The sequence below is a fragment of the Autumnicola edwardsiae genome, from assembly GCF_031846505.1.
Taxonomy (GTDB): Bacteria; Bacteroidota; Bacteroidia; order Flavobacteriales; family Flavobacteriaceae; genus Autumnicola; species Autumnicola edwardsiae.
The window spans coordinates 1-4,634 of record NZ_JAVRHP010000147.1; the positions used below are offsets into that span (position 1 = coordinate 1).

The window sequence follows — 4,634 nt, forward strand, 5'->3', positions numbered from 1 at the left end:
CGGGAGCTTAAGAGAATTTCTATGACTTCCCGTTATTTCATCTTTTTATTAATTGATTACAATTGTCTGTCCTGTCCTGTGAGTTCTAGCATCCATCCCGGATATTCGGAATTTAGCGCGCTTATTTCATCCAGTTTTTCCAGTTCATCAGAGGTGAATTTTACTTCTGTAGATTTCAAATTCTGGCTTAGCTGGTCAGCATTTTTTGCGCCTACGATTACACTTGTTACAGCCGATTGATGTAAAAGCCAGGCTATAGACAACTGGGCCGCAGAAAATCCTTTGCTTTCTGCCATAGGCTTCAGGACGTCTAAAATATCGAAGGCTTTGTCTTTATCAACAGGAGGAAAATCAAATTTGTCACGTCTTCCTCCAGACTTCTTTTCGTCTTCACGGCTGTACTTTCCGCTAAGCAAACCTCCCGCTAATGGACTCCAGACCATAAGTCCTACCTGTTGATCGTCCAGCAACGGAATAATCTCCCGCTCCAGGTCGCGACCGGCAATGGTGTAATATGCCTGCAGTGAAGCAAAGCGTTCTACATTATTGTAGTAGCTGTAATCTAATGCTTTCATTAATTTCCAGGCTGCAAGATTACTGGCACCAATGTATCTCACTTTCCCGCTCTTCACCAGGTCGTCGAGGGCGCGCAGGGTTTCATCAACAGGAGTGAGAGGATCATTAGAATGAATCTGATAAAGGTCTATATAATCTGTTTTTAACCTTTTAAGACTGGCTTCCACCTCGTCAAATATATGTTTTCTACTAAGTCCTTTCTGGTTAGGCCCCTCTCCCATTGTGCCCCTTACTTTTGTGGCAAGTATAACAGAATCCCGCGAAATACTGGTGTTGCGCAGTGCCTGCCCTGTCATTTCTTCTGAAACTCCTTCAGAATAGACATTTGCAGTGTCAATAAAATTTACTCCGGCATCAAAAGCCTGCTTTACCAGGTCGTCAGCCTCTTTTTGCTGGACGCCCCCTATAGGTGCAAATCTTCCTTTGGCTCCAAATGTCATTGTACCAAGACAGAGTTCTGATACTAACAGACCGGTTTTTCCGAGTGTTTTGTATTTCATAGCTAATTTTTTTTTAATGTTCAGATTAGTTTAAAGTTAACTGAATCTATTTCGGGTTCAAAGATTTTTTAACATCTTTAACTAAGCCCCGGCTATGTTTAACGATTGTAGAGAAGTCATAGAAAAGCTGAAGTTTGAATTTGCAGAAATAGAACCATCGCGGGTAAACCAGGTTTAACAGAGGTAGAGTTTTAGCCAAACCATTAGGGATCAAGGGTGTATTAACCGCAAACACCTAAATATATTGTTCGGTGCGCGCATTGAATAATACCAACTATAAATTTGCCTCTAATTTTAGTTTAGATGAGGCTGGGGTAAGTTTGCCTGTTTGTCAGCTCTTATAACGCCCCAAAATTTACTGCGTATTCCCGTAGGCGCTGTCCAGAAATAAATATCGCTCATCATTTTGTGCATCTCTGGCTTCAGATTGTGTGTCGATGATCATTACCGGCGGTGTAGAGTCAGCAGCTTTTGCAGCAGGCCATTCGGGTAAATTCTCTCCGTTTGGATTTTCGGTTTTAATGAAATTTGCCAAATATTGCATAATGGTAGCTGAAACCTGAAAATCGTCTTCTGTCCAATTAAAAGTGTCGATAAGGTCGAGATTGCCCATAAAATATTCAATTTCTGCCGCGTGTGGGGCACCAATAGGCTCCTGTTGTGAAGCATTCTCATCATTGCGAATTGGAGGCCTAACTTTGCTGTAAAGATAGCGGTAAACCGGTTGGTCGCTGTTTTTGCGGTGCAGATCAAACCATTTCCAGGTGCTGTAGGAGATAAACCTGTCGGAAGCTAAGGCGGTGGCAGATTTTTCAATTTCATCTGCAGAACTGTGGGGATACAGCTTTAGTACTTCTTCATAGTTTTCAGGATAAGCTTCTTTTACCTTCGAAATATAATTTTCTTCGGAATAGGATTGTCCCTGCATAAAGGCTGTACCGGGAATTTCAGCAGAATTCCATCCCAAGAGCAGCGGGATTTGTGCCTGATTGCCTTTTCTGAATATTTCCGGAAGTGTTTCCGGTAAGAAGTAACCGTCAATAACACTGGAAAACCTGAAAGCTCCTGATTCCTGATAATCATCAAAAATTTCAGAAGTGCTTGCAGCTCTCATTTCTTCAATAGAACTGTATTTATGTTTTTCGGCAAATTCAGCTCCGGTTTTTTCAGCTTCAGCTAAAGGAACGGGTGCAAGTGTAGGCTTAATTGCCGCACCACTCTCGCCAATAGCACCAGCGATAAGCTCTTTGGAAAGGGGAGAGGCCATTTGCGCACTTACAGAGATGGAACCGGCAGATTCTCCGGCAATTGTCACTTTTTCGGGATCACCGCCAAAGGCCGCAATATTGTCCTGCACCCACTGTAAAGCCGCATGTTGGTCAAGGAGCCCGTAATTCCCCGAAGCATTATATTCCGCCTCCTCACTAAGTTCAGGATGGGCAAAAAAACCGAAAATATTGAGTCGGTAATTTACTGTTACCGCCACAATCCCTTTTTGGGCCATGGCAGCACCGTCATACCGCGGTTCAGATGCGTCGCCGGCCACAAATCCGCCTCCGTAAAAGTAGACCAGCACGGGAAGTTTTGCAGTGCCTCTTTTGGCAGGTGTCCAAACGTTAAGATAGAGACAATCTTCGCTTTTGCCATTGCTGCGGAAGATCATATCGTCAAAAACCCTTGCCTGTATTGGTGACGGTCCAAACGCCGTGGTCTCTTTAACTCCTTCCCAGTTTTCGAGCTCCTGCGGAGCCTTCCATCGCAATTTTCCTACAGGGGGTTGTGCAAAAGGAACTCCCAGGTAGATGGAAAGATCTTTTTCAGCATCATAATAACCCCGGATTTTTCCTTTTTTGATCTCTATTTCGGCAGGTTGTTTCTCCTGGGAAACAGAAGGCAAAGTGATGGAAAACACGAACAAAATCAGTAATACTTTTTTCATGGAAGCGAAGGTTTATTCCCTAAAGATACTGAATCCTGAATAAAAAAAGAGGCAGCCCAAAAATGGCAATTATCGGTTCGCTAGTGTAATTCCGGTTGTTTGAAGTATAGAAAACACTACAAACCTCGAAAACATTAAACGGACTCAAATAGTTGCTTTTTTGGACTGCCTGCTATAGTAGTACTAAGACTGAAGAATTAAACCACAATCTTTTTATCTCCTTTTATCCCTTTATAGTTTCCGCTAAGATCCTTTTTCTTCTTGCTAAGTTTATTTTTGAACTTTTTCTTTTTGTCGTTGATCTCGTCGCTGTTATTTTGCACGTATTGATACGCCAGGTAGCCTACACCCGCTGCTGCTGCAACTCCCACGCCTATTACTCCGCCACGGGTGGCAAGGGTTTTTCCAACTTTAAAGGCTGTGGCTTTTGCAAGAAGTTTTCCGCCCATTGCCACGAGGTCACTACCTCTTGATACCAGTTTTTCTCCTGTTTTTATTACTACATCACTCATATTTATCGAATTTTAGATTAGTATTTATTTTAATTATGCTTTTCCTGTCGGCTTGATTAGTAGTTCGTTAACATTCACACTATCGGGTTGCGATATTGCGTAAAAAACAGCATCGGCAATATTTTCAGTATCCAGTTTTGCTTCATCACCACCATAATCTTTATCATCCAGCAATTCCTGGTCTGTAATATCTTCCCGAAGATTCGTGGCAACTGTTCCCGGTTCTATCGCGGTAACGCGAATATTAAATTCCGGCGAAAGTTCCATGCGCATAGCTTTGGAAAGGGCGATAACTGCTGCTTTTGAAGCGCCATAAACCGCACCACCTTCAAAAATCTCTTTTCCGTCTACTGAGGCGATGTTGATAATATGTCCGTTTTTCTGCTTTTTCATATGCGGAAGCACGGAGTAAATACACCTTAAACAACCTTTTAAATTAACTTCTACAGTTTGCAGCCATTCGTCCAGGTGCCGGTTTTTAAGATACGTAAGCGGCATAACACCTGCTGAATTTACCAGTATATCGATTCCGCCAAATTCTTTTACGACCTGTTTGAATCCGTTGGCCACACTATCTGTAAGGCTTACATCCATCTCCACAACCATACTTTTGTTTTCCAGTTCCCCTTGTAATTCCTTCAGTTTATCAACACTGCGGCTGGCGAGGGCTACCTGGCAACCTTCCTTAGAAAGTTTCTTTGCAATGGCCCTTCCAATACCGCTGCTGGCTCCTGTTACTATTGCTATTTTATTATTAAGGTCCATTTTCTCTTGATTTTCCTAAATATCCAATTTTCCTGAAGGGAATGGAGTTAAGAGGTTTGTAAATAACAAGAATTTAACGAGTGAAGGGGATTTGAAAATGTGCTGATTTGAAGATTTGTTAATGTGGGGATGTATTGATGTGAAAATGTGTTGATGTGAAAATTTGGAAATGTGCCAATGGTTTGACTGTAATATCTTTTTGTTCGGAATGTCACGTCGAAGCGGAGTCGAGACGCCTTTACATTCGAATTAGAAAAAAGAAATACCTCAAAAAATGGCAATTATTGGCTTGTAGTTTTCGGATTGTCATGCTAGACTTGTTTCAGCCTCTCATAACCGTGA

Annotated in this window: 4 protein-coding genes; all 4 read right to left on the minus strand. The window is 42.2% G+C overall.

Translation table 11 applies throughout. The annotated features are described in order from the left end of the window. Window positions 1-56: 56 nt before the first annotated feature. The 4 genes from RM529_RS15905 to RM529_RS15920 all read right to left on the minus strand — a co-directional run bounded on the left by RM529_RS15905 (window position 57) and on the right by RM529_RS15920 (window position 4,292). A complete protein-coding gene (locus RM529_RS15905) occupies window positions 57-1,076 on the minus strand; it encodes an aldo/keto reductase (protein ID WP_311485733.1) in 1,020 nt (339 codons plus the stop codon). Between the two features lie 355 nt (window positions 1,077-1,431). Then, window positions 1,432-3,015 carry a carboxylesterase/lipase family protein gene (locus RM529_RS15910; RefSeq protein ID WP_311485734.1) on the minus strand — a complete coding sequence of 528 codons (1,584 nt, stop codon included), beginning with the start codon at window positions 3,013-3,015 and terminating at the stop codon, window positions 1,432-1,434. A 197-nt stretch (window positions 3,016-3,212) separates the two neighbouring features. Continuing rightward, window positions 3,213-3,527, minus strand: a complete 315-nt coding sequence (locus RM529_RS15915; protein ID WP_311485735.1) for a hypothetical protein — start codon at window positions 3,525-3,527, stop codon at window positions 3,213-3,215. Between the two features lie 33 nt (window positions 3,528-3,560). After that, window positions 3,561-4,292, minus strand: coding sequence for an SDR family oxidoreductase (locus tag RM529_RS15920; RefSeq protein ID WP_311485736.1), 732 nt, complete (start codon window positions 4,290-4,292; stop codon window positions 3,561-3,563). Window positions 4,293-4,634: the final 342 nt, after the last annotated feature.